This is a genomic window from Pseudoroseicyclus tamaricis (assembly GCF_012070395.1).
Taxonomy (GTDB): Bacteria; Pseudomonadota; Alphaproteobacteria; order Rhodobacterales; family Rhodobacteraceae; genus Pseudoroseicyclus_A; species Pseudoroseicyclus_A tamaricis.
In genome coordinates this window covers 1,301,333-1,327,393 of sequence record NZ_JAAFYS010000001.1, presented here as the reverse complement: position 1 = coordinate 1,327,393, position 26,061 = coordinate 1,301,333, and the positions used below count along the sequence as shown (strand labels likewise).

Here is a 26,061-nt window from a genome sequence, read left to right as displayed (position 1 = left end):
CCCCGGCGTCAGCCGAGGATCAGGTCGTAGTTCGTCTGCATCTGCTCGATGGCCTCGTCGGCGGTCATCTCCGGGTCGCTCCAGAAGTTGAAGAGCACGTCCCAGAGGGAGGACTGCCAGTCAGCGTCGACCATCGTGTGCGGGTTCGCCACCTGGTGATCGGGATCCTCGAGGTAGCCGAGGACGGCCTCGCTGCAGGCATCGATCTCACCGGCCGCATCGAGGCGGACGGGGGTGGAGCCCTTCTCGGCCGCGAACTGGGCCTGCACCTCGGGGTCGAGGACGACGGAGGCGAAGTCGAGCTCGGCCGCGTCCATCTCTTCCGACTGGTCGCCCAGCACGCCCCAGGCATCGACCGTCACGGGGATGGCGATGGCACCGGGGATCTGCATGCAGCCGAAGTCCTCGCCGGCCGTCAGGCCTGCGGCGGTCCATTCGCCCTTCATCCAGTCACCGTGGATCTGCATCAAGGCGTCGCCGGTGATGACCATGTTGGTGGTCACGTTCCAGTCGCGGTTGACGGAGCCTTCGTCCGCCGCCTCCTGGAAGCGCCGCAGCCATTCGAGCGTCGTGCGCATCTCCTCGCTGTCGATGACGTCGGGGTTCACCTCGCCGCCGTAGATGGCGTTGTAGAACTCCGGCCCCGCGACGGAGGCGGCGATGGCATGCGTCAGGTAGCCGATCTGCCATTGCTGCGCGCCGAGGGCGATGGGCACGACGCCCTGCTCGCGGATCATGTCGAAGTCGGCGAACATGTCGTCGAGCGAGGTCCAGGAGGTCGGATCGACGCCCACCTGCTCGGCCACGTCCATGTTGTAGTAGACCATGCCGTCGATGTGGATCGCGGTCGGGACCTTCATGATCTCGCCGTCGACGGTGATGCTCTCGATCACGGAGGATGGCAGATGCTCGAGGTAGCCGTTCTCCTCGTACCATTCGGTCAGGGGCCGGGCCATGCCCATGTCGGCGAGGTCGCGGTAGAAGCCTGGGCTGGATTCGAGGAAGACGTTGGGCGGATTGCCCCCCGTCACGAGGTTGAGCAGGCTCACGTTCGAGCCGGTGTCATGCGGGATCGCGATGTCGGTCCACGTGTGGCCCATCGCCTCGAAGTTGTCCTTGAGGACATTCAGCGCCGCCACTTCCGGCCCCGAGGACCAGTTGTGGAAGACGATCACCTCCTCGGCCATGGCAGCCGGGGCAATGGCCGTGCCGCATAGTAGGGCGGCAGTGAGGCCGGTCAGTCGGGTCTTGGTCGTCATCTTGGGTCTCCTCCCTTTCGATGAAGTCACCGCCGCTCTCCTCAAGCGGCGTCGATCGTCAGAGCCGCCCGCGAGGAGCGGCATCCCTCTCAGAGCCGCTCTCCGGACGCGGCGTCGAACAGGTTCGCCTTTCCTCTCGGGAAGGCGACGCTGATCTTCTCGCCCGGGCGCAGGCGGGCGGCGTCGCCGGGCTCCACCCGGTGCGACAGCAGCCCGTCGCCCCAGTGCAGGTAGCCGGTCGCATCCGACCCCGTGCGCTCGGTGTGCTGCAGCGGCAGCTCGAAGCGCCCCGCCGCATCGCCGATCGGCGCGTTCGGAGCCCCGAAATGCTCGGGACGCAGGCCGATCACCACCGGCGCCCCCTCCTCCGGGGCGCGGGCGAAGGCGTAATCGTCGAGGACGATGCGCTCCCCGGTCTCGAAGACGCCCGCGACGCCGCCATTCGCCTTGGCGATGTGGCCCTTCTTGAGGTTCATCGCCGGCGCGCCGATGAAGCCGGCGACGAACAGGTTGGCAGGCGTCTCGTAAACCTCGTCGGGCGTGCCGAACTGCTGGATGACACCGCCGTTCATCACGGCGATCCGGGTCGCCATCGTCATCGCCTCGATCTGGTCGTGGGTGACGTAGACCACCGTCGGGTTCAGCTCGTCATGCAGGCGCATGATCTCCAGCCTCATCTCGGTGCGCAGCTTGGCGTCGAGGTTCGACAGCGGCTCGTCGAAGAGCAGCACGTCGGCATGCTTGACGAGCGCCCGGCCGATGGCGACGCGCTGGCGCTGCCCGCCCGAAAGCTGGCTCGGCCGGCGGTCCATCAGCGGCTCGATCTGCAGCAGCTTCGCCGCCCAGTCGACCCGCCGCGCCACCTCCTCTCGCGGCAGCTTCGCGGCGGAGAGGCCGAACTTGAGGTTCCCGCGCACCGATTTCGTCGGGTAGAGCGCGTAGGACTGGAAGACCATCGCCAGCCCCCTGTCCTTGGGGTCGAGCTCGGTGACGTCGCGCTCGCCGATCATGATGCGGCCGTCGGTCACGTCGGTCAGCCCGGCGAGCAGGTTGAGCAGCGTGGTCTTGCCGCAACCCGAGGGCCCGAGCAGGACGAGGAACTCCCCGTGATCGACGCTGAGGTTGAGATCCTCAAGGATGTTCAGTCCGCCGTAGGACTTGACGATATGCTCGAAGGAAACGCGGGGCATCTGTCTATCCCTTGATGGCGCCGGCGGTGATGCCGGCGACGAAGAACTTGCCCACCATGAAGTAGATGACGAGCGGGGGGATCGCGGTGAGCAGCGCCGCCGCCATGTCGACGTTGTAGGTGGCGGTACCGGTGGAGACGGTGACCATGTTGGCGAGGTTCACTGTCATCGGCTGGGTGTTGAAGCCGCCGAAGGTGACGCCGACGAGGTAGTCGTTCCATACGTTGGTGATCTGCAGGATCAGCACGACGATCAGGATGTTGCCCGACATGGGCAGGATGATCTCCACGAAGATTTTCCAGAACGAGCCGCTATCCATGATCGCGGCGTTCATGATCTCTCGCGGGATGTCCTTGTAGAAGTTGCGGAAGATCAGCGTGAGGACGGGCATCGCCATGACGGAGTGGACGACCGCCACCCCCATGATCGTGCCGTAGACGCCCATCGTCCGCGTGATCGCGATCAGCGGGAACATGATGATCTGCAGCGGCACGAAGGCGCAGAGGAAAAGGAGGAACAGGAACGTCCCCGCCCACTTCACCTCCCAGAGGGCCAGCGCGTAGCCGGTCACCATGGCGAGCGTGATCGACAGGATCAGCGAGGGGACGAGGATGCGGACCGAGTTCCAGAAGCCGACCTTCAGCCCCTCGCAGGTGATGCCCGAGCAGGCGTCGTTCCAGGCGAAGTTCCAGGCCTCCAGCGTCCATGTCTCCGGCAGGGCGAAGATCTGGCCCTGCCGGATCTCCTCCATCGTCTTGAGCGAGGTCGTCAGCACCACGTAGAGCGGTACGCAGAAGAACAGCGCGCACATGGTCAGGAACACGAGGACGGCGATGGACCGGCCGTTCAGGCCCTTCCGGCGGCGAACGCGCGCCTGGTTGCGGACGACGGTGGCGCCGGCGGCGGCCTCGGTGACGTCGAGCTGGGTCATCTCGCCTCCCTCCGGCCGTTCTGCCAGGCGGTGAGCATCACCAGCGGCAGGAAGACGAGGAGCGTGATGCCGAGCATCATCACCGCCGCGGCGCTGGCATAGCCGAGGTTCTGCTTCTGGCTGAGCGCGTTGATGACGAAGTACGCCGGCACCCAGGTCGACTGCCCCGGCCCGCCGTTCGTCATGGCGAGCACGATGTCATAGGCCTTGATGACGCCGAGCGAGAGCAGGATGGCGCAGGTCAGGAAGGTGAACTTCATCATCGGGATGATGATCTCGATATAGAGCCGCGGCAGGCTCACCCCGTCGAGGCGCGCGGCCGACCAGATCTCGGAATTGATGGATTTCAGCCCCGCGATCATCAGCGCCATGTAGAAGCCGGAGGATTGCCAGATCGAGGCAAGGATGATCGCGTACATCGCGGTATCGCCCTGGGCCAGCCAGTTGAAATCGACCCACTCCCAGCCCCATCGGTGCAGCGTCGCCTCCAGCCCCATCGTGGGGTTGAGGATCCAGCGCCACGCCACGCCCGTCACGATCAGCGACACCGCCAGCGGGTAGAGGAAGACGGTGCGGAACAATGCCTCCCCCCGCTTCTCACGGTCGATCATCGCGGCAAGGATGAAGCCGAAGACGATCGCCAGCGCCGAGCCGAGGCCGAGCGTGACGAGGTTCCACAGGGCCGTGGACCAGCCAGCGTCCTGGAACAACCGGTCGTATTGGCGGGACCATTCGGTCCAGTCGATGGCGTAGTCTGGCACCCGGCGGGACCGGGTGAAAGACAGGTATATCGTCCATAGGATCGACCCGACGAACGCGACTGCCGTCACCGCTACGGCCGGCGTCAACGCGATCTGCGGGGCGATCCGCGTCCAACGGATCGTCATGGCTCCTCCCTCGTGCCGGGCCCTCCTCGACCCTGCACTCGCAGCGCTGTTGCTGCGTTGTATTAACGTTAATACTGAGATAGGATTCGCGTTGCGTCAACAACAAATGCGGACCGCCCGGGCGTGGCGGACAGGGAGGGAAGAGATGCAAGGGATGGACATGCCGCCGCTGGGCTTCGGCACCTACGGGCGCAAGGGCGCCGAAGGCATCGACGCCATCGGCTGCGCGCTGGAGACGGGCTACCGCCACCTCGACACCGCGCAGGATTACGACACCGAGGCAGAGGTCGGAGAGGCGATGCGCCGCTCGGGCCTGCCCCGCGGCGAGGTCTTCGTCACCACCAAGGTCCGCCCCGCCAACTTCGGCCCCGGCGCGCTGATCCCGTCCCTGGAGCGCAGCTGCGAGGCGCTGGGGCTCGAGCAGGTCGATCTCGCCCTGATCCACTGGCCGGCCCCGAACGGGGAGCGGCCGCTCTCCGACTACATCCCGCAGCTGGCGGAGGCGCGCGAGCGCGGCCTCGCCCGCAACATCGGGGTCTCCAACTTCACCATCGCGCTTCTCGACGAGGCGCTGGAGATCCTCGGCGGCGTGCCGCTCCTCACCAACCAGGTCGAGCTCAATCCCCTCTTCCGCAACCGCAAGCTCGCCGATCACTGCACCGCCCGCGGGGTCACCGTCACCTGCTATCAGCCGATTGCCCACGGCCGGATCGGGGAGGATCCGGTGATGCGCGAGATCGCCGAGGCGCACGGCGCCACGCCCGAGCAGGTCGCGCTCGCCTTCGAGCTCTCGCGCGGCTACGCGGCCATCCCGACCTCCGGCAAGGCGGAGCGCATCAAGGCGAACTTCGGCGCGCTAGACATTCAGCTGACGGAAGGTGAGATAGACCGGATCGAGGGCCTCGACCGGGGCCAACGCAGCATCGACCCGGATTGGGGGCCCGACTGGGACTGACCTGACGTGCGATGGGGGATCAGGTGGCGACACTCAAGGACATCGCGGAGCGGACCGGCGTCTCGGTGAACACCGTCTCGCTCGCCCTGCGCGGCTCGCCCCGCGTCGGGCAGAGCACCCGCGAGCGCATCCTCGAATCCGCCCGCGCCCTCGATTATACGCCGAACCACGCCGCGCAGTCCCTCGTGACCCGGCGCAACATGACGGTGGGCCTGCTGCTGACCGACATGACGAGCCCCGTCCTCACGCAGGTCGCCCAGAAGCTGGAAATCGAGCTGAAGGCGAAGGGCTACGTCACCCTCCTCGCCGCCTCCAACGGCGACGGCGAGGAGGAGGAGCGCGCGCTCGCCACCTTCCGCTCCCGCCAGGTGGACGGGGTGCTCGTCTACCCCAACCACCGCCGCCACCTCGACGGCATCCGCCGGCTCGCCGCCTCCGGGATGCCGGTCATCCTGCTCGCCGGCAAGGAGGTCGAGGGGCTCGACGTGGTGACCATCGACGAGCAGCACGGCAGCGCCCTCGCGGCGCGCCACCTGATCGATCTCGGTCACCGCCGGATCGGCCTGATCGACAGCGAGCGCGCGACGGGCAATGCCGAGAAGATCGACGGCTACCGGCAGGCCCTGGCGGAGGCCGGGATCGAGGTCGACCCGGCCCTCATCGTCGGCCCCGGCGGTCACGGGATCTCGCAAGGCTATGCCGCGATGGCGCACCTGCTCACCCTCCCCGACCCGCCGACGGCGGTCCTCGCCTCCACCGACCGGATCGCGATGGGGGGCCTGCGCTGGTGCCAGGAGAACGGCATCGACGTCCCCACCGACGTCTCGGTCTTCGGCTACGACAACGTCGAATACGCCGAAGCCGCAGCCCCTCCCCTCTCCAGCGTGAACTACCCGGCCGAGCAGATCGCGCAAGCCGCCGCCGAGCTGATGCTCGACCGGATCAACACGAGCGCGGATGCGACGAAGCGGATCGTCCTGAAGCCGGACCTGGTGATCCGGAGCAGCACGGCTGGTAGGTGAGGCCGGGGAGATGTCGGCAGTCGAGATCTAGACGGACGAGGGGTGGGCGTTCAACAAAATCCACTACGATGGCGGAGGAGCAGCTCGGGTTTCATGACGCCGTATATTGCAAGGCATAAGTGTTCCTAGGCTCAAGACAACTCTGCAACGAGCTGCGTTTCGTCACCGCTGCCGCGACGAACTGCGGCAAGGCAATCCGTGAACTTGTCCACCAGGGCTGACCTCACCCCATCCACCCGCGTCACGACCTCGAAGCGGGCCGTGTATCCCATCTCATCCGGAAGCAGCACCGACATCTCGCCGCGCCGTACCCAGGGCTCGGCCTGGTGGTCGGGGAGGTAACCAACGTACCGCCCTGACAGGATGAGGAGGGCCACCGCCTCCATATGAGCGGCGAAGCCCGCGGGCTCGGTGTCTTTGGCAAGCTGCTGGTGAAAATAGCTGCGCGAAACGAAGGGATGTTTGCCGATCTCGGCGAGGTTCAATTCGGAGCCTGAGCGCGCGGAAAGGGGATGCCGCCGCCCGCAGACGAGAAGTTGACGCTCGTCGAAGAGCCAATCGTAGCTGAGACTGCCGCCGTGGTGGAAAAAAGATCCAATTCCCACGTCGCAGCTGCCGTTCAGGACCGAGAGCTCGATGTTGTCGGGAGTGTCGACGTGGATGTGAAGCCGCGCCTCCGGCGCTTCGCGGGTGAAGGCGTCGATTGCATCCGGCAGGGGGCTGGCGGGGTTGCTTGACACGTGGTCGACCACGTGGATCGTCAGATCGCCCACCAGACCGTCCCGGAGGCCGGCGATCTGGGCCTCGAAGCCACCGACAGCCTCGAACAGCTTCATCGTCTCCTGGAAGACCTTCTCGCCCTCCTCTGTCAGCCGGAATCCCCCCCGGCCCCGATGGCAGAGGCGCAAGCCAAGTTGTTGTTCCAGCTCGGCCATCTGGTTGGAGACGGTGGATTGACCAAGGTTCAGCGCGGCCTGCGCCTGGGCAAAGCCGCCATATCGGACGATCTGCGTGAACAATCGAAGCAGCCGGAAATCCTTGTAAAACAAGCGCTGACCAACGTTGGGCTGGTTCATCAATCTCTATCCTTGGTGACAGACCGGGAACGCGCCTCAAAAGCGTGGCGCGGCCGAACGTCCTCAAGATAGAGGGCACAGCGCCGCGCTCGGCATGGACACGGCGGGGCGAGCTGTGCAATTCGGGCGCATTCTCCAAATGCCCGCTTCATCGGCGGCTTTCGAAGCCCCCTGCCCGATTATCTGGCGCGCCCATGAGCGCCCGGTCCTCGCATCGCGGAATCCAAATAAATGCCCCGCCTCTGCGATATTGAAGCGGCGGAACCTTTGCTTCCAGCCTGAGGGACAGACCTCTGCCGGAGCCATCATGCCGACGTCCCACAATCCCACGATGCCCAACATAGCGGCAGCACATCCTGCCTCATCAGGCGCTCCGGCGACGACGATGCGGGAGGGATTCCTGTGAAGGACGGCGCTGACAACCTCGCCCGGCTCCGTGCCAAATACGCAGACAGGACGGGCGGCGACATCGAGGACCCGAGGTTCGCCCGTGTGGCCAAGACCTTGTTCTCGGCGAGCGGCACCCGCGTGCCCCCTTTCGCGGGCCAGCCCACGTTCCTCTCCGCCCCTGCCCGCACGGTCGATCCGGTCAACCCGGACTTCAGCGGCCTCGATGTGGCGCTCCTCGGCATCCCCATGGATCTCGGCGTCACGAACCGGCCCGGGTCCCGTTTCGGACCCCGCGCATTGCGCACGATCGAGCGGATCGGCCCTTACAACCACGTGCTCGATTGTGTCCCGGTCGGCGATCTCGCCATGGCCGATATCGGCGACGTGCCATTTCGCGGTCGGTATCGCCTCGAGGAATGTCACGAGGATATCGAGGCCTGGGTCGACAAGATTGCCGAGGCGGGCGTGGTGCCCATCTCCGTCGGCGGCGACCATTCGATCACGCATCCGATCATGAAGGCTCTGGGCCGGACCCGACCGGTCGGCATGATCCATATCGACGCCCATTGCGACACGTCCGGGCCGTTCGACGGCACCAAGTTCCACCACGGCGGGCCGTTCCGAAACGCGGTGCTCGACGGTGTGCTCGATCCGCAGCGCACCATTCAGATCGGGATCCGCGGCTCGTCGGAATATCTTTGGGAGTTCAGCGCGGATTCCGGGATGACCGTGATCCACGCCGAGGAGATAACCGACGCGGGCCTGCCGGGCCTCATCGCCCGGGCGCGCGACATCGTCGGGGACGGCCCCACCTACCTCTCCTTCGATATCGACAGCCTCGATCCAGCTTTCGCCCCGGGAACGGGGACGCCCGAGGTGGGCGGCCTGACGACCCGCGAGGCCCTGGCCCTTCTGCGCGGCATGAAGGGGCTGAACCTGATCGGCGCGGATATCGTAGAGGTCGCACCGCAATACGATGCCACGACCAACACGGCCCAGGCCGGCGCGCAGGTGCTGTTCGAACTCGCCAGCCTGATGTGCTTCTCGCAAGCCGCCGGACGCAAAAGCGCATGAGCGACGCCTCGCAAATCGCCGCCGCGCCGAACCTGCCCCGGATGGATCGCACGCAGGTCACGGTCTGGGCGATGGCTCTGCTGCCGATCGCCGTGCTCTCGGTCTTCTACTTCTACCCGCTTATCCGCGTGCTGCTGATCTCGGTGACCGAGCCGACGCCGGGCTTCGGCAACTACATCGATATCTTCACCAGCTCGCCGGTGCGGAAGGTGCTGTCCACCACGCTGTGGATCTGCGTCGTCTCCTCGAGCATCTCGCTGATGCTCGGCTATCTCCTTGCATACGCGATCGTCCACGCGACGGGGCGCTGGCAAAGCTGGATGCTGCTTGCCGTGCTGTTGTCGTTCTGGGTGTCGATCCTGATCCGCGCTTTTGCCTGGATCGCCCTGCTGCAAACCCGGGGGATGGTGAACGAAACGCTGCAGGCCATCGGCCTGATCGACGACCCGATCCGCTTCATCCGCAACCCCTTCGGCGTCATCCTCGGCATGGTGCACTACATGATCCCCTACGCGGTGCTGCCGCTGATGGCGAACATGCGCACCATCGACACGCGCTATGTGCCCGCCGCACGTGGCCTCGGCGCCTCGCCCTTCGGCGCGTTCTGGCGTGTCTTCCTGCCGCTGAGCCTGCCGGGCCTCATCAGCGCCGGCATTCTCGTCTTCATCTTCTCGATCGGCTTCTACATCACCCCGGCCCTGCTGGGCGGCGGACGCACCACGATGGTGGCGGAGTACATCGCGCTGCAGGTGAACGAGACGCTCGCCTGGGGACAGGGCACCGCGCTCGCGTCCAGCATGCTGTTCGTCGTCTTCACGCTGCTGATCGTGCTGGGACGCATCGTGAAGTTTCGCAACATGTTCGGAGCGGCCTGAGATGGACAGACTCCGCGCCAACTTCGGCTTTGCCTTCACCCTCTGCATCGCCTGGACGCTGATCGCCTTCCTGATCCTCCCGTTGCTGGTGGTGATCCCGATCTCATTCACGCCGGAGCGCTACCTGTCGCTGCCCGAGGGCGAATATTCGCTGCGCCACTACGAGACGCTGTTCACCGACCGCATGTGGCGCAAGGGGATCATCGACAGCGCCATCGTCGCCCTCGGGGCATCGAGCCTCGCTATCTGCCTCGGCACGATCTGCGCGATTGGCTGCTGGAAGCTGTCTTCGGCGCTCGGTGAGACCATCCGCATTCTTGCCCTGACACCGATGATCGTCCCGCCGATCGTGCATGCGCTCGGGATGTATCGCGTCTGGGTCGATTTCGGCATGATCGACAGCTACGTCGGCCTCATCCTCGCCCACACGATGAAAGGCATCCCCTTCGTCGTGATCTCCGTTTCGGCGGTGCTGTCGAACTTCGACCCGCGCCTCGAGCAGGCCGCGCGCAGCCTCGGCGCCGGCCCGTTGACGGCCATGCGCCTGACCATCCTGCCGAACATCTGGCCCGGCGTGCTGGCCGGAGGCGTCTTCGCCTTCGCCATCTCCTGGGACGAGATCGTCGTCGCGCTCTTCCTGACGCAGCGCAACGTCTACACCCTGCCGCGCCAGATCTGGGACGGCATCCAGGACAACATCTCTCCGGCCGTGGCCGCGATCGGCGTCGTGCTGATCCTTGCCACCATCATCGCCGTGCTGGGGAAAATGCTCTGGGACCGCCGCATGGCCGCCCGCATCAGGGGGGCAGCATGAACCAACATCAGCGGCAGAACCACCCTGACCCGACGCCCCGCGCTCAAGCGGACCATGGAGATCCCGACATGACCGAGACCCAGGCCCCCAGCGGCGTGATGATCCAAAGAGTGGTCAAGCAATATGGCGAAACCTACGCGCTGAAGGACGTCAGCCTCGACATTCCCGCGGGTAGCTTCACGACGCTTCTGGGACCCTCCGGGTCCGGCAAGACCACGCTTCTGATGTCGATCGCCGGATTCACCCGGCCCGATGCAGGGCGCATACTCGCGAACGGCCGCGACATCATCGCGATGCCGCCGGAGAAGCGCGAGTTCGGCATGGTGTTTCAGGGATATGCCCTTTTTCCGCACCTGACCGTGGCCGGCAACGTCGCCTTCGCGCTGAAGCTTCGCCGTCGCCCCCGCGCCGAAGTCCAGGAGCGTGTGAAGCGCGCGCTCGACCTCGTCCAGCTCGGGCACCTCGCCGACCGGTATCCGCGCCAGCTCTCCGGGGGCCAGCAACAGCGGGTCGCCCTCGCCCGCGCGCTGGTGTTCGAACCGCAGGTGCTTTTGCTCGACGAGCCGCTGTCGGCGCTGGACAAGTCGCTGCGGGCCGACCTGCAGTGGGAGCTGAAGGCATTGCACGCCCGCCTCGGCCTGACCTTCGTCTACGTCACGCACGATCAGGAAGAGGCGCTGTCCATGTCCGACCAGATCGCAATCATCAGGGGCGGCGAGGTCGTTCAGTCAGGGGCGCCGAGCGCGCTCTACGAGAGGCCCAAGACCCACTTCATCGCCAGCTTCCTAGGCCGCAGCAACTACGTCGAGGGCCGGGTCTCCGGCCGTAACGGCACACCGGCTGTGGTGGCCGGCCCCCATGTTCTGGATCTGCCGCCCGGGGCCGACATCCCGGCCGAGGGGAACCCCGTGATTTTGGCAATCCGCCCCGAGAAGATCGCCGTGACAGTCGACAGCGGCAGTGGCCCCGGATTGCCCGGATGCCTGACCGCCTGGAGCTATCTCGGCGCAAGCGTCACCTGCCGGGTCGCAACCGATCTGGGCGAATTTCACGTGCAGCTCCCCACATGGCAGGCCGCGTTCGAGCCGCGGGAAGGGCAGGCCTTGCGCCTCCACTGGCCGCCCGATGCGGGCTGCATCGTACGCGACGACAGATGACCCTAAGACCATGACCCACCACTCAAGCAGGACGGAAATCATGAAGAACAGAAGACTCTCAAGCGATACCGAAACCCGTGTCGAGCGCTTCCGCGAGATGACCGACGGCAAGCTCGTCAATCGGCGCACGTTCATGACCGTGCTGGCCGCGCTCGGCGTGTCATCCACCGCCTTCCGCGTGACGCCGGCTCTCGCGCAGGGCCGCGAGATCGTCCTCGTCAACTGGGGCGGCGACGCAGTCACGGCGATGACCGAGGCCTTCGCTGACCCCTTCATGCAGGCAGACCCGGAATACTCCGTCTACGTCGACGGCTCGGGCCCCTCGTCGGGCGCCGTCAAGAGCATGGTCGAGAGCGGCGCAGTGACGTGGGACGTCGCCGACCGCAACATGCCTGCGTCGCTGGAGCTCGGCCGTCAGGGGCTGCTGGAAGAGATCGATTACACGATCGTCGATCGCAGCAAGGTGCGCCCGGAGCATGCCGGCCAGTGGGGCATCGGCAACTACATCTTCTCGAACGTGATCAGCTGGGACACCACAGTCTTCCCCGACTGGGAGCCTGCCGGCTGGGCCGATGTCTGGAACCTCGCCGACTACCCCGGCACCCGCACCCTGCGCCGCCACATCGACGGCCAGCTCGAGAGCGCCCTGATGGCCGACGGCGTCGCGCCGGAAGACCTCTACCCGCTTGACGTCGACCGGGCGCTCGCCAAGATCGCCGAGATCAAGGAGAACACGATCTTCTGGGGCTCCGGCTCTGAAAGCCAGCAGCTCTTCCGTGACCGTGAAGTGGTCATGGGCAACGTGTTCAACACCCGCGCCAGCGTCGTCCGGCGCGAGACCGACGCCGAGATCGAGTTCACCTACAAACAGGGCATCGTCTGGCCCGGCGCCTGGATCGTGATGAAGGGGAACCCGGCGGGAAGCGCCGTGTTCGAATTCATCGCCTCGACCCAGGACCCGGCGGCGCAGGTCGTCCTGTTCGAGCTGCTCGGCAATGGCCCAGTCAATCCCGAAGCCGCCTCGATGGTGCCCGACGAGCTGAAACCGCTCGACCCCGGCTCGCCGGAGAACTTCGCCAAGCAGATCTCGGCCGATGCCGAGTGGTACGCCGAGAATTCGGCCGAAGTCCTCAACCGCTACATCGAGACCATCTCGTGACCTTCGCGGACGCCGGCTCAGCCAAATGGTGCCGGGCTGGCGCCCGCCCCTTTCTCGCAGGGGCTGTCGACTGATGGCCTCTCGAACCTGCGTCATCCGCGGCGGGCGGATTCTGCGTCCCGGCGCGGATACTGCCCCCCCTGCCGACATCCTCGTGCGCGATGGCAAGATCGCCTTGATCGGCGCACCGGGCATGGAAGCCCCCGAAGACTGCGAGCAGATCGACGCGGCCGGATGCCTGCTGCATCCCGGCCTCGTCAACGGGCACACACACGGCCACGGGCATTATTCGCGCGCGCTGACCGATGACCTGACGCTGGAGACATTGCTGGCCGGGAGCTTCTGGCTGAACGGCAACCGCAGCCACGAAGACAAGTATCTGTCCACGCTGATCGGCGCTGCCGAGATGGTCCTGAAAGGCTGCACCGCCTGTTACGACCTGTTCTGGGAATTCCCCACCGCGTCCTACGAGGGGATGGCGACGGCCGGCCGCGCCTACAGCGACGTCGGAATGCGCGCCGTCATGGCGCCTATGGTGGCCGACGGCAGTTTCCTCTCCTCCATCCCGGGCCTGATCGAGGCCATACCTGAGGAATTACGCGCCGAGATCACGCCTTGGACCGCGCCGAGCTCCGAGGCCCTCCTGTCCCGCCTTGCCGCAATCGACGACGCCTGGCCGTTCGACCGCGATCAGGTCGCCTTCGCGCTCGGGCCCACCGTCCCGCTCCTGTGCAGCGACGAATTCCTCTCGGGCGCCGCGCGGCTGGCCCGCGACCGCGGTCTGCCGATTCAGACACATCTTTCCGAAAGCCGCATCCAGGAGGTGACCGCCCGCGAACGTTGGGGCCGGTCACTGACCGAACACTTGGCCGATGTGGGCTTCCTCGGCCCGAACCTCTCCGTCGCCCACGCCGTGTGGCTGAACGACACAGACATCGCCCTTCTGGCTGAGGCCGGCGCGACGGCGGTGCTCAATCCCAGCTCCAACCTGCGTCTCGGCTCCGGGTTGCCGCGCATGCGCCGCCTGCTGGACGCCGGGATGAACGTCGCGCTCGGCACCGACAGTGCCTCCTGCGGCGATCATCAGAACATGTACGAGGTGACGCGACTCGCCGGGTACATGTCCCACGTCCAGTCGCCCAACGCGGAAGATTGGGTGACCAGCGCCGAAGCCGCCCGCGCCGCCACCGAAGGCGGGGCGAAGGCGCTCGGCATGCATGGGATCGGCAAGCTCGATGTCGGCTACGCCGCCGACATCGTATTTCTCGATCTCGGCTGGGTGCACTGGATGCCTCTGCGCAACGTAACCATGCAGCTGGTGCAGGCAGAGGATGCCACTGCCGTCCGCCACGTGATGATCGACGGCCACATGATCGTGCGCGACCGCAGGCTGATGACCGTCGACCTGGCCCGCCTGCAGCGGCAGGTCACCGATGCGGTCGCCCGTCTCGATACGCTGAACGCCGACAACAAGGCGCTGTTTCGCAAGCTGCAGCCGGTCATCGGCCAGTTCTGCGCGGCGTTCTCCCCCCATCCGCAGGCCGGGGCGGCACCGCTGCCGCCCACCACCGGTCCAGCGGCAAAAGCCCTTCAAGACACGAGGACAGAGACATGAGCTTCCCCTATCCCGATTCCGGCGACTGGCGTGACATCCCGATCTTCGACGAGCTGACATCGCCCGATGTCGCCGCAGCCGCTGAAGCCGGCGCGCATGTCGTGGTGCCCTTCGGCGCGACGGAACAGCACGCCGGCCACCTGCCGCTCGGCACCGACACCTACCAGAGCGTCGACATCGCCCGCCGCGCCGCAGCCACTCTCAATCCCGAAGGCGTTCCCCTGCTCGTCGGACCAGCCGTGCCCTTTGGCCCCTCGGCCGTTCAGAGCGAGAGCCCGCGGGATTTCTCCGGCTCGATCTACGTCTCGCACGCCACCTTGCATGCCCTGTCCAAGGACATCTGCCTGGAGCTCGTCCGCCAGGGCTTCAAGGTGATCTACCTCATCTGCGGCCACGCCGAGAGCGACCCCGTCCTGCAGCTCGTCGCCAAAGAGGTGTCCGAGGAAACCGATGCATCCGTCCTGACCGTGCAATGGCTGATCGGCGCCCAACCGGACTACGGCAAGATCAAGCTGGCCCCCGGCTCACAGGGGCACGCCGGCGAAGGCGAAACGGCCCGGATGCTGGCTTCTGCCCCGCACCTCGTGCGGATGGACAAATGCGTCAGCTACCGCCCCGCTCTGCCCACCGATCCGGCACGCCAGGACCGGATGCCCTACCTCGGCGGTGCCATCGGTCGCTACAAGTATCCTCCCGAAGTCTTCGAGGGATTCGAGGACGGCCTCTGGGGCGATCCCGACTATGCGACCGCCGAAACCGGCGAAGCCTACTACAAGGTGGTGAACGAGTGGATCTGCGACGTCATTCGCAAGGAATACGCCATGTGGAGGCGCTCGGCATGACTGGCTCTTCGACACCCACCAGTGACACGACCACGACCTCTACATCGGCCCCTGACCACCGGATGGTGCCGTACTTCGACGAGATGACCTCCATCGAAGTCGGCAAGGCGATCGAGGACAATGCCGTCATCCTCATTTCGCTCGGCGCGACAGAGCAACATGGCGGTCATCTGCCTCTGGGCGCCGACACGATGCAGGGGATCGAACTTGCCCGCCGGACCGTCGCCAAGCTGCACGCCGAAGGCCATCCTGCCATCGTCGGGCCGGCCATCCCCTTCGGGCCGCGCGGCTTTCTGAGCGAAACGCCGATCAAGCTGCCCGGCAACGTCAACTTCTCCGCCCAGACCTTCATGCTGGTGCTGGAGGAGATCGGCCGCGAGATCATCGAACAGGGGTTTCGCCGGCTCTACTTTCTCGGCTTTCATGCCGAGAGCGACGCCCCGATGCAGATCGTGGCGAAGAAGCTATGCGAGACGACGGAGGCGAACGTGGTCACCCTTAACTGGCTCGTCGGCGCCCGCCCGCGCTACTCCAAGTACATGGAAGCCAAGGCGCAGGACGGTCACGGCGGAGAAGGCGAGACCTGCCGCATGCTGGCCACCGCCCCCCATCTGTGCCGGATGCACCTCGCGGAGCCCTGGCACCCCACCCCCCGCGACGACCGTCCCGACGCCGACAACCTCCCCTACCTCGGCGGCGGCGTCGGTCGGTACAAGATGGCAGAGCCCTATTTCGAAGGGTTCAAAAGCGGCATCACCGGAGACCCACAGCTCGCCACCGCCGAACGCGGCGAGTTGGTCTATGACCTGATGACGGGCTGGCTCGTCGATGTGATCCGCCACGACCTGAGCGGCACGGAAGACTACAGCCGCGCCGAGTTGTGATGGAGTTATTCTGCGAGTGGAGTATCGGGCGCGGGTCGCCGCTCGCATCTATTTCCCTAGCGTCGTCAACATTACAGAGGGCCTACTGAAAGGTCAGGGGGGTCTCCAAGCGACTTCGGGTCCACGGTGCTCGTGAGCGCGCCCGGTACGCAGCGATATCGTCTGCAGCCCGCGTCCGAAACGCAGGGCTACGATTCACTTGTGTGCCGGGTCACAGTAGAGAGGCCTTCATTTGGAAGGCAAGATCTACAGCAGCAGACAGACCCAGCCAACCAAACCGATGCGCCCATGCGCAGTCTCCGGCCCAAGTGGCTCACCCCGAGCAGGATCAACTTTTTGAGTAGAGGTCCACAAGCCCGGGCGCCTCGATATGGCCGCCCCCGAGGCAACAACCGACTGCAAGACTGCACGCATATACTGGCGTCGGACGCAGAAATTGTGCTCCTAGGCCTCGCGTTTCAGACCATCGAACGGCATTTTATGCAGCTGTCATTAACCTAATTAACAGATATTTCCGCTTCGCGGCACAAGCGCTTCATGCCATCCTCCCCTGCAGGAAGAGACAGACCGCCCACGGGCAGCTCGGTTTCAAGCAACAGATCAGAATCTGACACGTCCCCCTCGCCGGGCGGTTCGAGACGGCCGCGGCATGCATGGCCGTCCATTCCGGCGACGTCCGCGTCGCCGGCCCCGTCGACGTTTGCTCGCTCGTCGGACCATCGCCCCGGACACGGCGCAGACACCTAGGAGGAGGACAGCCCCAGCGGCTGGAATATCCTATGACCATCAAGAACAAATTGGCCCTCGCAACCGGCATCGCCACCCTCGCCCTGCAGGGCACGCTCGGCTTCGCGCAGGACGACATCCCACCCTACCCGGAGAACACGCCGCTCTCGCCGCAGCGCCCGGGCGATGTCTGGGAAGGCCACGAGGACACGCCCAACGGTGGCCGCCCCGAGATCAACACTGTCGAGGAGATGGTCGAGACCAGCGGCTACACCGCGCCCGCCGCCCTCGAATATGCCAGCCTCGCCGCCGTCGCCGCTGACGGCAACCGGGTCCCGACGCTGTTCTACCAGTGCAAGAACCCGCATGGCGGCACCGCGCTGAACGCGGAATATCGCGTGCCGCTCGGAGTGTTCGACAACGTCTATTCCATCGGCAACGACGCCAATACCATCTGGGCGTTCGACACCAGCGAAGGCATCATCCTGCTCGACACGCGGAACAGGCCGAGGGCTTCACGGTCGGCAACATGATGCGCATGGGTCTCGACCCGCAGGACATCGAGATCATCATCATCTCGCATGGCCACTTCGACCACACGGGCAGCCTTGAGTATCTCAAAGAGCTGACCGGTGCCTCCGTCGGCATGTCCGAAGCAGATTACCAGCTTGCGACGATCGCCGGCGAGATCCCCGAGCGTGACGAGAATGACTTCGTCATCACCGACGGGATGGAGATCACGCTCGGCGATACCACGCTGACCGCCCTCGTGACGCCCGGCCACACGCCGGCACCGTCTCGCTGATGATCCCGCTCACCAGGTAAGGCGAGGAGCACATGGGCTCCTACATGGGCGGCGTCGGTGCGCCGTGCCACATCGCCACCGTCAACCTGTGGCGCGAGTCGGTCGACCGTATGGCCTATTGGAGCGAGATGATGGGCGCCCGCCGGCGGCGCCCTCAGTGGCGCCGGATGCGCAGCGTCAGCACTGCCCAGACCGCCAGCAGCACGAGCGCGGAGTGCGCGGCGGCGAGATGGACGCTGAGCGCCTCCCCCAGCACACCGAGCAACAGCGCGCCGAGCGCCGGAAGGCCGCGGAACGTCATCGTGTAGAGCGCGAGCGCGCGGCCACGGACGCTCTCGTCGAGTGTCGTCTGCAGGTCGACTTGCGTGGCGATCCCATTGCCGAGCGTCGCGCCTGACATGACCGCCACCGCCAGCACCGCCAGCGGCAGGTTGGGGGTGGCGACGAAGGCGAGCGCCGAGAGCGCGGCGACGAAGGCCATGCCGATGGCGACTCGTCGGTTGCCGAACCGCGCGAAAAGGACCGACGCCGCCAGTGCCCCCACGAGCGCCCCGGCGGCCTGCGCCGTGGTGAGCAGCGAGAAGGCCCCTGCCCCGCTCGCCGGGCCGGCCTCCACCCCGCCGCTGAAGCTGTCGGCGAAGCTCGGCAGGAGTTCGAAGATCGGGCGGAGCAGGCCGGCCGTGGCGGCGAAGAGCACGAAGAGCAGCAGCACGTCGCGGGGGAAGGCTCGCAGGAGGCCGCGCCAGCTCGCCTGGCCGCGCGAGGCGGCGCCCGGCTCCGTCGCCGCCATGTGCCGGCCCACGATGGTCAGGACGACGACGAAGCCGAGGTAGGACAGCGCGTTGTAGCCGAAGATCCACTCCGGCTGGCCGGCGGAGATGGCCCAGCCGCCGAGCGCCGGGCCGATCATGCGGCCGACGTTGAAGGCCGCCGAGTTCCACGCCACCGCGCCCGAGACCTGCCCCTTCGGCGCCACGCGCCCCACAAGCAGCAGCCGCAGCGGATGGTCGAGCCCGTTCAGCACGCCTGTCGCGAGCGTGACGATCACCAGCGCCGGCAGCCCGGGCTCTCCCATCAGGGCCACGGCCAGCAGCGCCAGCGGCGGCAGCATCGAGGCGGCCTGCACGTCTCGGGCCAGCCGGGCGGCAGGGCGGCGGTCGGCCCATGTGCCGGCGAGCGGGGCGAAGACGATCGAGGGCAGAAGCTCCAGCGCCGCCAGCACGCCGAGGATCGAGGGGGATTCCGTCAGCTCCCAGGCCAGCCAGAAGACGACGACGCGCTGCGCCCATGTGCCGGTGATCGAAGCGAAGTTGCCGGCAAGGTAGAGCGCGAGATCGCGGTGCAGCAGAAGGCGCATGGGCCCCTCGGTTGAAATGGCGAAGGGGGCCCCCGAGGGCCCCCTTGTTGGCTCATGGCGGTGTTGTCAGGCAGCCTTGTCCTTCTTGCGCCTGTCGAAGACGCGCCGCTTGATGATCGGCCCCACGACGACGGCCACCGTCAGCGCCACGAGGATCTGGCTCGTGACGTTCGAGAACAGGTGCGTCCAGTCTCCGCGGCCGATCCTGAGGGCGAGACGCAGGTTCTCTTCGGCGAAGGCGCCGAGGATGAGGCCCAGCACGACCGGCGGCAGCGGGAACTTCAGCTTGTCCATCACCCAGCCAATCGCGCCGAAGCCGAGCATCAGGTAGACGTCGAACATCCGCCCGTGGATCGAATAGACGCCGATCAGCATCAGCATGATGATGACCGAGCCAAGGAGCGGGCGCGGCAGGTTCAGGAGCCTCGCGAAGCTGTTGGTGGCCAGCGAGCCGCCGAGCAGCACCAGAAGGATGGCGCCGAAGAGGAACTGCCACATGAAGCCGAACACGATGGTCGGGTTCTCGCGGAAGAGCATCGGCCCCGGCTGCAGCCCGTGGATGAGCAGGCCCCCCAGCATGACGGCGGCCACGGCGGTGCCGGGGATGCCGAGCGTCAGCGCCGGGATCAGCGCCGAGGCGGTGTCGGCGTTGTTGGCGACCTCGGAGGCGGCGACGCCCTCGGGCTCCCCCTCGCCCCAGTCCTGCGGGTTCTTCGAGGTGCGGCGCGCCTCGTTGTAGCTCATGAAGGCCGCCATCGACCCCCCGGCGCCGGGCAGGATGCCGATCCAGATCCCGATGATGGAGCCGCGCAGCCACGTCTTCCAGTAGCCCTTCATCGAGGGCAGCGACTTCCAGATCGGGTCCGTCCCGAGCTTGGAGCTGCTGACGCCGTCGGTCTTGAGCGGCGTCTCCAGCAGGTCGATCACCGGCGGCAGGGCGTAGAGACCCACGAGCAGGATGACGATGGAGATGCCGTCGAGCAGCTCAAGCTGGCCGAAGGTGAAGCGGTCGGAGCCGTAGATCGGGTCGGAGCCGATGACGGAGACGAACACCCCGAAGCAGGCGCTGATCAGGCCCTTCACGACGTTGCCGCCGAGCAGGAAGATGATCGAGGCGAGGCCGAAGACGGCCACCCAGAACACTTCCGACGGGCCGAAGAGTAGCGTGACCTTGCTGAGCGGCGGTGCCAGCAGCATCAGCGCGAAGGCCGAGGCGATGCCGCCGATGGAGGAGGAGACCACCGCCACCTGCAGCGCCAGCCCGCCCTGCCCCTTCTGGGCCATCGGGTAGCCGTCGAACGTGGTCGCCACGGCCGCCGGCGTGCCGGGGATGCGCAGCAGGACGGCGGGGATCGCGCCGCCATACATGGCGCCGTTGTAGATGCCCGCCATCATGCCGAGCGCGACGAGCGGCTCCAGCCCGAAGGTGAAGGGCACCAGCACCGAGATCGCCATGGTGGCGCTGAGGCCCGGCATGGCGCCGACGACGATCCCGGCGATGACGCCGATGACCACGGCCGCGAAATTGGTGAACCCGATAACCTCGGGCAGCGCACTCAGAAGGTCGCCATACATCGCTTACGACTCCCAGAGCATGCCGGTGGGGAAGTTCTGCGACATCCCGACCGAGAAAATGAGGTAGATCGCCCCGACGACGATCACGGTGGCCAGCGCGATGCGCGGCAGCGAGCGGTAGCCGAAGGTGTAGGTCACCAGCGGCAGCATCACGATGGTGCTGGCGTAGAAACCGGCGACGTCGACGGCGAGCGCGTAGAGCACGATGAGGGCGAAGGCCCCGAGGGCGCGCTTCGGCGAGTCGCTGAGCGGACCGGCCGGCTCGCGCTCTCCCTTTTGCTCGAGCGTCGCCTTGCGCTGGTCGGCGATGAGCAGGAAGACCGACAGGATGATCAGGCCGACGAGCATAGCGACCGGTAGCAGGGCCGAGATCGGGCGCAGCCCGGCAGCGGGAATGAGCAGCGCACCGGCGATGATCACGATGCCGATCGCGGTGATCGTCTCCGGCCGGGTCAGTCGCGAGGAAGGTTGTGCGGACATGTTTGGCGCCTCACGGGGGGGAATGTGCGAAAGCGCCGGGGGCAGCACATCGCTGCCCCCGGCTCACCCCGGCCCCGCTCAGGGGGCCGGAGACATCAGTTCCAGGGCGTCTCGTTCCAGACGCCTTCGGCCAGATCGTAGAGATCCGAGGTCAGGGCGCGGAAGTCTTCGCCGGTGACCACTTCGACGGGGTTCGCCGTCGCGGCCATGGCATCCATGAACTCTTCGTCGTCGGCGAGCTGGTTGAAGGCTTCGAGAAGCTGGGCCTCGACGTCTTCGGGCAGGCCGGCCGGGGCGACGAAGCCGCGCATGGAGCCGTTCACCAGATCGACGCCCTGCTCGCGGAAGGTCGGCAGGTCGGGGGCGAAGCGCGAGCGCTCGGCCTGGGCGACGCCCAGCACGTTCAGCTCTTCCTGGAATTCGGCAACCTCGGAGATGTTGAGGATGCCCATGCTCACGTGGCCGCCCATCAGGGCCGTCCGCGCCGGCGCGGAGCCGGAGAAGGGCACGATGGTGAACTCGGCGCCCGTCATCTCCTGCAGCTTGATCAGCATGAAGTGGTCATCGCCGCCGAGGCTCGACATGCCGACGGTGACGGCGCCGGGGTTCTCGGTCGCTTCCGCGATCAGCTTGTCGATGGTGTCGATATCGCTGTTCAGCGGGGTGACGATCACGTTGGGGTCGTTCACGACGTTGGCGAGGTAGGTGAAGCTCTCACGGTCGTAGCCGGCTTCACGGTCGAGCGTGCGGGCCATCATGCCGGGCAGGTTGAACGTGCCGATCGTGTAGCCATCGGGGTCGGAATTGGCGACCTCGGTGATGCCGATCTGGCCGCTGGCGCCGGGCATGTTGCGCACGATGAGGCTGGCGCCGTCGCCGAGGTACTTCTCGATGAAGGGCGCCGCGGTGCGGGCCATCACATCGGTGCCGCCGCCGGCATCGTAGCCCACGATGACCTCGATGGGCTCATCGGGGTAGTCCTGCGCCATGGCAGCGCCGGCAGCGAGGGCGAGCGTGCCCGCGAGGGTGGTGTTGAGGGCGAGTTTCAGCATGTTTTCCTCCGTTGCATGCTTGGGATTGTCTTACTCGGGCAGCGCGCAGCCGAGCTTCGTCAGCGCGGCGTCCACCCAGGTGCGGTCGTTCTTGCCGGCCTTGATCGCTTCCATCTGGCGCGTCTCGGCCTCCTGCTTGGCTTCGGTCTTGCGCAGGATCTCTTCGGCATCGGCCATCGGCACGGCAAGCACGCCATCGGCGTCGCCGATCACGATGTCGCCGGGGTTGATGACCATGCCGCCGAGGCTGATCGGCACGTTGATCTCGCCCGGGCCGTCCTTGTAGGGTCCGCGGTGGGTCACGCCCGCGGCGAAGGTCGGCAGGTTGGTCTCCACGAAGGCATCGACATCGCGGATCGCGCCGTCGATGACGAAGCCGACCACGCCGCGGTTGATGGCATGGGCCAGCATCAGCTCGCCCATCAGCGCGTTGGTGCAGTCACCGCCCGCGTCGACGACGATCACGTCGCCCGGCACGGCCATGTCGATGGCCTTGTGCAGCATCAGGTTGTCCCCCGGCCGCGCCTTCACCGTCACCGCCACGCCGGCCATGCCGCCGGAGGCGTGCATCGGCCGCAGCGACGGGCCGGCGGCCGTCATGCGCGACATGGCGTCGGAGACGTTCGCCACCGGGAGCTTGGCGAAGGCCTCCACCAGCTCCTTGCTGGCGGTCTCGGTGCGCTTGAGGATGCGGAATCCAACGGTCATCACAGGGTCTCCATGGCGGGCAGCGGCTTGTCGGCGAGCGTCAGCAGCTTGCGGTTGATGATGCGCTCGGGCGGCAGCGGCGCGCCGTCGAGCACGGAAAAGATGCCTTCCACGGCATTGCGGCCGACGCGGGCATTGGCCTCGGCCGTGACCCCGCCGATATGGGGCGTCACCACGATGCGCGGCTCGGCGAAGAACGGGTGCCCCTCGCCCGGAGGCTCGGTGGCGAAGCTGTCGAGCCCGGCGCCGGCGATGTGTCCCGACTGCACGGCAGCGACAAGCGCCGCCTCGTCGATCAGCCCGCCGCGGGCCGTGTTGATGACGAAGGAGCCCTCGGGCATCCGCGCCAGCGCCTCGGCATTGACGATGCCGCGGGTCTGGTCGGTCAGCGGGCAATGCAGACTGAGGATGTTGGACCGGCTCGCCAGCTCTTCGAAGCTCTCGCAGCGCCCGGCGCCGATCGCCTCGAACTGGGCGGGGTCGGCATAGGGGTCATAGGCCACGACCTTCAGCCCCAGCCCCTGCGCCATCCGCGCCGTCGCGCGGGCAATGGAGCCGATGCCCATGAGCCCGATGGTCGAGCCGGCGAGCTCCAGCCCGGAGAAGCCCGGCTTCTCCCAGCGCCCCGCGCGCAGCCCGGCGTCCAGCGGCAGGATGCGCTTCGATGCCGTCAGCAGCAGCGCGATGGCGTGCTCGGCGACGGAAACGGCATTGGCGCCCGTCGCCACGATCACGGGGATGCCCCGCTGGGCGGCGGCCTCAAGATCGATGTTGTCGACGCCCACGCCGTGCTTGGAGATGACCTTCAGCCCCGGCGCACTGTCCATCACCTCGGCATCGATCCGCCCCATGCGCGAGACGATGCCCTGCGCGCCCGTCTCGGCGAGGAGTTCGATGATATTGGCACTGTCGGCGTAGGCAGGCGTGTGAGCGGTCGAGAACCCGCGCGCCTTGACGATCTCCACCGCGGAGGGGTGCAGATCGGGTCCGGTGACAAGGATAGTGTTGCTCATGGCAAGCCTCTCGTGGCCTGGGCCCGGAGAATCCGGCCAGGGGCAGGTCTATCGTTTGTGAAGTCCGCGACGGGCTCCTCAGACCGGCGCGGCATTCCTCCGCCCACTTGCGTAAGGGATAGCGCATCTGCACAAAAGCGCGTAATTCTGGAGAGATGATTAAGAAAAACTGGATGAAGCCATGGACACGCGCCAGCTGAAGACCCTCTCCGCGATTGCCACGCATGGGACATTCGCCATGGCCGCCGATGTCGTCGGCCTGACCCCCTCGGCCGTCAGCCAGCAGATTCATGCGCTGGAACAGGAGCTTGGCGTCAAGCTCTTCGACCGGACCTCGCGCCCGCCCAAACTGACGGCGCCGGGCAGCCAGGTGCTGGAGCTGGCCCGCCAGATCCTGCTTCTGGAGGACGACACGAAGACCGCGCTCCGCGGAGACCAGATGGCGGGCACGCTGATGATCGGGTCCGTCCGCTCCAGCGCCCTCAACCTGCTCCCCACCGCGCTCGTCCACATGCGCGAGCGTTACCCTCGGCTGAAGACCAGCCTGCGCATCTCGCTCTCCTCCACCCTCATCGCCGACGTCGCCTCCGGCCGTCTCGACGCGGCGGTGGTGGCCGAGCACATGGGCATGCCGAACGCGCTGCGCTGGAGCCCTTTCCTGCGCGAGCCCCTCTGGCTGATCGCGCCCGAGGGCACGGAGGACCGCGACATCCTCCGCCTCCTCAACACCCGCCCCTACGTGCGTTTCAAGAGCGCGGTACCGCTGGCGAACCTGATCGACACCGAGCTGTCGCGCCTCGGCGTGGTGACGCAGGACGTGGCGGAGATCGACACGGTCAGCTCCATCGTCACCTGCGTCCGCCAGGGCCTCGGCATCTCCGTCGTCCCCCATGTCGCGCTCGCTGGCCCCGAGGACGCCGGCCTCATCCGCCTGCCCTTCGGCACCCCCCAGGCCACCCGCCAGATCGGCATCGTCGAACGCACCTCCTCCCCCCGCGCCGAAATCATCTCGCGCCTGCACGAGGTTCTGGCCGAACTGAGCGGGGAGCACGGGCTGCCCCGGGTGGGGCCGGAGGGCGCGGGGCGGGATGGTTGAAGGGGGGCGGCGGCGGCGGGTGGGTGGCGCAACGCAGTCGCTCGTGCCTTGTGTGCCTCGCTCTCGCTAGCCGGCCCTAGGCTCAGGACCCATTGATCAAGACGGCGATGCGTGATTCAGCCTTCGCCAGAAGGAGGCTGACGATGAGCGATCTTTACTGGCTGAGCGACGCACAGATGGAGCGGCTGCGGCCTACTTTCCTAACCCCATGGGCGACCCCGTGTGGACGGCAAGCGCGTCCTCAGCGGCATTATCTTCATCAATCTCAATGGCTTGCGATGGCGGGACGCCCCCGCGAATACGGTCCGCACAAGACGCTCTACAATAACTGGATCAGATGGAGCCGCACGGACGTGTTCGCCCGGATCATGGGCTCGCCGCCGAGTAGACCGATTGCCGGACGATCATGATCGACGCGACCTATCTGGAGGCGCACCGCACGGCCTCGAGCCTGCAAGCTCGAAAGGGGTACGTGGCCGCCTGATCGGCAGGAACAAGGGCGGCATGAACACCAAGCTCCATGCCGTCACCGACCGCGAGGGCCGTCCTGTCCGCCTTTTCGTGACCGCCGGCCAGGTCAGCGACTACAAGCGCGCGCTCGCGCTCCAGAGCGGCTTTCCGCAACCGGACTGGCTTTTCGCCGACCGCGGCTACGACGCCGACTGGTTCTATAACTCTCTGTCGGAAAGCAAGGTTCGGGCCTGCATTCCGTCGCGAAAGTCGCGCAGGGAGCCGATTAGATACGACAAGCGAAGATACCGCAGGCACCATCGTATCAAGATCATGTTTGGCCGCATCAAGGATTGGCGTCGTGTCGTCACTCGCTACGACCGATGCCCCAAGGCCTTCCTCTCGGCCATCGCACTCGCCGCGACCGCAATCTATTGGCTATGAGTCCTGAGCCGAGGAAAGTAGGCCGCAGCCGATCTATCTGCGCGTCGCTCAGCCAGTAAAGTTCGCTCATCGTCAGCCTCCTTCTGGCGAAGGCTGAATCACGCACCGCCGTCTTGATCAATGGGTCCTGAGCCTAGGCCATGCCTATACCTGGTTTCATACCACGGAATGAACAGCACCGAGCGCCAATCAACATAAATGGTGGGTGGGGGAGGTGATGGGCCT

24 protein-coding genes and 1 pseudogene are annotated in these 26,061 nt (G+C 66.5%); 14 read left to right on the top strand and 11 right to left on the bottom strand.

Annotated elements, in window-relative coordinates:
- Window positions 1-8: 8 nt before the first annotated feature.
- From GY170_RS05990 to GY170_RS05975, 4 genes are all read right to left on the bottom strand, one after another.
- Window positions 9-1,259 (bottom strand): ABC transporter substrate-binding protein, encoded by a 1,251-nt coding sequence (locus GY170_RS05990; RefSeq protein ID WP_163890903.1) that lies wholly within the window; start codon window positions 1,257-1,259, stop codon window positions 9-11.
- 89 nt (window positions 1,260-1,348) lie between these two features.
- On the bottom strand, window positions 1,349-2,449 hold the full coding sequence (locus GY170_RS05985; RefSeq protein WP_163890901.1) for an ABC transporter ATP-binding protein: 1,101 nt from the start codon (window positions 2,447-2,449) through the stop codon (window positions 1,349-1,351).
- A gap of 4 nt (window positions 2,450-2,453) precedes the next feature.
- Window positions 2,454-3,380: a carbohydrate ABC transporter permease gene (locus GY170_RS05980; protein ID WP_163890899.1), complete on the bottom strand. Its 927-nt coding sequence runs from the start codon at window positions 3,378-3,380 to the stop codon at window positions 2,454-2,456.
- Window positions 3,377-4,267, bottom strand: a complete 891-nt coding sequence (locus tag GY170_RS05975; RefSeq protein ID WP_163890897.1) for a carbohydrate ABC transporter permease — start codon at window positions 4,265-4,267, stop codon at window positions 3,377-3,379. Before GY170_RS05975 ends, GY170_RS05980 begins: the two co-directional genes overlap by 4 nt.
- Window positions 4,268-4,412: 145 nt before the next feature.
- Here GY170_RS05975 and GY170_RS05970 point away from each other — a divergent pair, with 145 nt between their 5' ends.
- Both GY170_RS05970 and GY170_RS05965 read left to right on the top strand, forming a co-directional pair.
- Window positions 4,413-5,222, top strand: coding sequence for an aldo/keto reductase (locus GY170_RS05970; protein WP_163890895.1), 810 nt, complete (start codon window positions 4,413-4,415; stop codon window positions 5,220-5,222).
- 23 nt (window positions 5,223-5,245) lie between these two features.
- On the top strand, window positions 5,246-6,244 hold the full coding sequence (locus tag GY170_RS05965; protein ID WP_163890892.1) for a LacI family DNA-binding transcriptional regulator: 999 nt from the start codon (window positions 5,246-5,248) through the stop codon (window positions 6,242-6,244).
- Window positions 6,245-6,375: 131 nt separating this feature from the next.
- Here the strand turns inward: GY170_RS05965 and GY170_RS05960 are convergent, their stop codons facing one another.
- Window positions 6,376-7,320, bottom strand: coding sequence for a LysR family transcriptional regulator (locus GY170_RS05960; protein ID WP_163890890.1), 945 nt, complete (start codon window positions 7,318-7,320; stop codon window positions 6,376-6,378).
- Between the two features lie 402 nt (window positions 7,321-7,722).
- Between GY170_RS05960 and speB the strand changes: the two genes are divergently transcribed.
- The 10 genes from speB to GY170_RS05910 all read left to right on the top strand — a co-directional run bounded on the left by speB (window position 7,723) and on the right by GY170_RS05910 (window position 17,661).
- Window positions 7,723-8,784: an agmatinase gene (gene speB, locus GY170_RS05955; protein WP_163890888.1), complete on the top strand. Its 1,062-nt coding sequence runs from the start codon at window positions 7,723-7,725 to the stop codon at window positions 8,782-8,784.
- Entirely contained in the window at window positions 8,781-9,659 is an 879-nt protein-coding gene (locus GY170_RS05950) for an ABC transporter permease (RefSeq protein WP_203531171.1), read from the top strand. Before speB ends, GY170_RS05950 begins: the two co-directional genes overlap by 4 nt.
- Before the next feature lies 1 nt (window position 9,660).
- Window positions 9,661-10,473, top strand: a complete 813-nt coding sequence (locus tag GY170_RS05945; RefSeq protein ID WP_163890886.1) for an ABC transporter permease — start codon at window positions 9,661-9,663, stop codon at window positions 10,471-10,473.
- A gap of 68 nt (window positions 10,474-10,541) precedes the next feature.
- Window positions 10,542-11,630 carry an ABC transporter ATP-binding protein gene (locus GY170_RS05940; RefSeq protein WP_163890884.1) on the top strand — a complete coding sequence of 363 codons (1,089 nt, stop codon included), beginning with the start codon at window positions 10,542-10,544 and terminating at the stop codon, window positions 11,628-11,630.
- Between the two features lie 40 nt (window positions 11,631-11,670).
- Window positions 11,671-12,789 carry an extracellular solute-binding protein gene (locus GY170_RS05935; RefSeq protein WP_163890882.1) on the top strand — a complete coding sequence of 373 codons (1,119 nt, stop codon included), beginning with the start codon at window positions 11,671-11,673 and terminating at the stop codon, window positions 12,787-12,789.
- 73 nt (window positions 12,790-12,862) lie between these two features.
- The gene (locus GY170_RS05930) at window positions 12,863-14,404 is read left to right on the top strand and encodes an amidohydrolase family protein (protein ID WP_163890880.1); all 1,542 of its coding nucleotides are present in this window, start codon (window positions 12,863-12,865) and stop codon (window positions 14,402-14,404) included.
- Window positions 14,401-15,246: a creatininase family protein gene (locus GY170_RS05925; RefSeq protein ID WP_163890878.1), complete on the top strand. Its 846-nt coding sequence runs from the start codon at window positions 14,401-14,403 to the stop codon at window positions 15,244-15,246. The genes GY170_RS05930 and GY170_RS05925 overlap by 4 nt, the downstream gene beginning before the upstream one ends.
- Complete coding sequence (locus tag GY170_RS05920; RefSeq protein ID WP_163890876.1) at window positions 15,243-16,130, top strand: creatininase family protein; 888 nt, start codon at window positions 15,243-15,245, stop codon at window positions 16,128-16,130. The genes GY170_RS05925 and GY170_RS05920 overlap by 4 nt, the downstream gene beginning before the upstream one ends.
- A 779-nt stretch (window positions 16,131-16,909) precedes the next feature.
- Window positions 16,910-17,389 carry a hypothetical protein gene (locus GY170_RS05915; RefSeq protein ID WP_163890874.1) on the top strand — a complete coding sequence of 160 codons (480 nt, stop codon included), beginning with the start codon at window positions 16,910-16,912 and terminating at the stop codon, window positions 17,387-17,389.
- Entirely contained in the window at window positions 17,386-17,661 is a 276-nt protein-coding gene (locus GY170_RS05910) for an MBL fold metallo-hydrolase (protein WP_163890872.1), read from the top strand. The genes GY170_RS05915 and GY170_RS05910 overlap by 4 nt, the downstream gene beginning before the upstream one ends.
- 154 nt (window positions 17,662-17,815) lie before the next feature.
- Here GY170_RS05910 and GY170_RS05905 read toward each other — a convergent pair whose 3' ends face one another.
- The 6 genes from GY170_RS05905 to GY170_RS05880 form a co-directional block, all read right to left on the bottom strand.
- Window positions 17,816-19,018: an MFS transporter gene (locus tag GY170_RS05905; RefSeq protein WP_163890870.1), complete on the bottom strand. Its 1,203-nt coding sequence runs from the start codon at window positions 19,016-19,018 to the stop codon at window positions 17,816-17,818.
- A 66-nt stretch (window positions 19,019-19,084) separates the two neighbouring features.
- Window positions 19,085-20,593, bottom strand: a complete 1,509-nt coding sequence (locus GY170_RS05900; RefSeq protein ID WP_163890868.1) for a tripartite tricarboxylate transporter permease — start codon at window positions 20,591-20,593, stop codon at window positions 19,085-19,087.
- Window positions 20,594-20,596: 3 nt separating this feature from the next.
- Entirely contained in the window at window positions 20,597-21,073 is a 477-nt protein-coding gene (locus GY170_RS05895) for a tripartite tricarboxylate transporter TctB family protein (RefSeq protein WP_163890866.1), read from the bottom strand.
- Between the two features lie 95 nt (window positions 21,074-21,168).
- Window positions 21,169-22,125: a Bug family tripartite tricarboxylate transporter substrate binding protein gene (locus tag GY170_RS05890; RefSeq protein WP_163890864.1), complete on the bottom strand. Its 957-nt coding sequence runs from the start codon at window positions 22,123-22,125 to the stop codon at window positions 21,169-21,171.
- A gap of 30 nt (window positions 22,126-22,155) precedes the next feature.
- Window positions 22,156-22,833, bottom strand: a complete 678-nt coding sequence (locus tag GY170_RS05885; RefSeq protein WP_163890862.1) for an RraA family protein — start codon at window positions 22,831-22,833, stop codon at window positions 22,156-22,158.
- On the bottom strand, window positions 22,833-23,846 hold the full coding sequence (locus GY170_RS05880) for a hydroxyacid dehydrogenase (protein WP_163890860.1): 1,014 nt from the start codon (window positions 23,844-23,846) through the stop codon (window positions 22,833-22,835). The genes GY170_RS05885 and GY170_RS05880 overlap by 1 nt, the downstream gene beginning before the upstream one ends.
- Window positions 23,847-24,027: 181 nt before the next feature.
- Between GY170_RS05880 and GY170_RS05875 the strand changes: the two genes are divergently transcribed.
- On the top strand, window positions 24,028-24,942 hold the full coding sequence (locus tag GY170_RS05875; RefSeq protein WP_163890858.1) for a LysR family transcriptional regulator: 915 nt from the start codon (window positions 24,028-24,030) through the stop codon (window positions 24,940-24,942).
- Window positions 24,943-25,085: 143 nt separating this feature from the next.
- A pseudogene (locus tag GY170_RS05870) lies at window positions 25,086-25,836 on the top strand (IS5 family transposase).
- The last annotated feature ends 225 nt before the right edge of the window (window positions 25,837-26,061 follow it).

What these genes read in the sequence shown, in the direction of transcription:
- GY170_RS05915 (WP_163890874.1), top strand. Translation starts at nt 16,910, where the DNA reads ATGACCATCAAGAACAAATTGGCCCTCGCAACCGGCATCGCCACCCTC.
- GY170_RS05910 (WP_163890872.1), top strand. Translation starts at nt 17,386, where the DNA reads ATGATGCGCATGGGTCTCGACCCGCAGGACATCGAGATCATCATCATC.
- GY170_RS05875 (WP_163890858.1), top strand. Translation starts at nt 24,028, where the DNA reads ATGGACACGCGCCAGCTGAAGACCCTCTCCGCGATTGCCACGCATGGG.
- GY170_RS05990 (WP_163890903.1), bottom strand. Translation starts at nt 1,259, where the DNA reads ATGACGACCAAGACCCGACTGACCGGCCTCACTGCCGCCCTACTATGC.
- GY170_RS05920 (WP_163890876.1), top strand. Translation starts at nt 15,243, where the DNA reads ATGACTGGCTCTTCGACACCCACCAGTGACACGACCACGACCTCTACA.
- GY170_RS05880 (WP_163890860.1), bottom strand. Translation starts at nt 23,846, where the DNA reads ATGAGCAACACTATCCTTGTCACCGGACCCGATCTGCACCCCTCCGCG.
- GY170_RS05960 (WP_163890890.1), bottom strand. Translation starts at nt 7,320, where the DNA reads ATGAACCAGCCCAACGTTGGTCAGCGCTTGTTTTACAAGGATTTCCGG.
- GY170_RS05985 (WP_163890901.1), bottom strand. Translation starts at nt 2,449, where the DNA reads ATGCCCCGCGTTTCCTTCGAGCATATCGTCAAGTCCTACGGCGGACTG.
- GY170_RS05970 (WP_163890895.1), top strand. Translation starts at nt 4,413, where the DNA reads ATGCAAGGGATGGACATGCCGCCGCTGGGCTTCGGCACCTACGGGCGC.
- GY170_RS05905 (WP_163890870.1), bottom strand. Translation starts at nt 19,018, where the DNA reads ATGCGCCTTCTGCTGCACCGCGATCTCGCGCTCTACCTTGCCGGCAAC.
- GY170_RS05890 (WP_163890864.1), bottom strand. Translation starts at nt 22,125, where the DNA reads ATGCTGAAACTCGCCCTCAACACCACCCTCGCGGGCACGCTCGCCCTC.
- GY170_RS05900 (WP_163890868.1), bottom strand. Translation starts at nt 20,593, where the DNA reads ATGTATGGCGACCTTCTGAGTGCGCTGCCCGAGGTTATCGGGTTCACC.
- GY170_RS05980 (WP_163890899.1), bottom strand. Translation starts at nt 3,380, where the DNA reads ATGACCCAGCTCGACGTCACCGAGGCCGCCGCCGGCGCCACCGTCGTC.
- GY170_RS05930 (WP_163890880.1), top strand. Translation starts at nt 12,863, where the DNA reads ATGGCCTCTCGAACCTGCGTCATCCGCGGCGGGCGGATTCTGCGTCCC.
- GY170_RS05895 (WP_163890866.1), bottom strand. Translation starts at nt 21,073, where the DNA reads ATGTCCGCACAACCTTCCTCGCGACTGACCCGGCCGGAGACGATCACC.
- GY170_RS05885 (WP_163890862.1), bottom strand. Translation starts at nt 22,833, where the DNA reads ATGACCGTTGGATTCCGCATCCTCAAGCGCACCGAGACCGCCAGCAAG.
- GY170_RS05975 (WP_163890897.1), bottom strand. Translation starts at nt 4,267, where the DNA reads ATGACGATCCGTTGGACGCGGATCGCCCCGCAGATCGCGTTGACGCCG.
- GY170_RS05940 (WP_163890884.1), top strand. Translation starts at nt 10,542, where the DNA reads ATGACCGAGACCCAGGCCCCCAGCGGCGTGATGATCCAAAGAGTGGTC.
- GY170_RS05950 (WP_203531171.1), top strand. Translation starts at nt 8,781, where the DNA reads ATGAGCGACGCCTCGCAAATCGCCGCCGCGCCGAACCTGCCCCGGATG.
- GY170_RS05935 (WP_163890882.1), top strand. Translation starts at nt 11,671, where the DNA reads ATGAAGAACAGAAGACTCTCAAGCGATACCGAAACCCGTGTCGAGCGC.
- GY170_RS05945 (WP_163890886.1), top strand. Translation starts at nt 9,661, where the DNA reads ATGGACAGACTCCGCGCCAACTTCGGCTTTGCCTTCACCCTCTGCATC.
- GY170_RS05925 (WP_163890878.1), top strand. Translation starts at nt 14,401, where the DNA reads ATGAGCTTCCCCTATCCCGATTCCGGCGACTGGCGTGACATCCCGATC.